A 337-nucleotide genomic window follows, 5' to 3' on the forward strand; every position below is an offset into this window, starting at 1 on the left:
CGCCGAGCATGGCGGCCGCGATGCCGAGCCGCTGGCCCATGCCGAGCGAGAAGCCCTTGACGCGTTTCCCGGCCACCGAGGTCAGCCCGGCCAGGTCGAGGACGTGTTCGACGCGGCCGCGCGGGATGCCGTGGGTGTGGGCGAGCGCCATGAGGTGGTGGAAGGCGGTCCGGCCGGGGTGGACGGAGCGGGCCTCCAGCAGGGCGCCGACTTCGGTGAGGGGTGCGCTGTGGCCGGCGTAGGAGCGTCCGCCGATCGTGGAGCGGCCGCGGGTGGGGGCGTCCAGGCCCAGGAGCATGCGCATGGTCGTGGACTTTCCGGCGCCGTTCGGGCCGAG

Annotated in this window: 1 protein-coding gene; it reads right to left on the reverse strand. The window is 74.8% G+C overall.

Features of this window, described 5'->3' with window-relative positions; genetic code table 11:
• The coding region (locus JGS39_RS40410) for an ATP-binding cassette domain-containing protein (protein ID WP_219574705.1) at positions 1 to 337 on the reverse strand (337 nt) is incomplete at both ends.

This window comes from Streptomyces poriferorum (genome assembly GCF_019399235.1).
Lineage (GTDB): Bacteria > Actinomycetota > Actinomycetes > Streptomycetales > Streptomycetaceae > Streptomyces > Streptomyces poriferorum.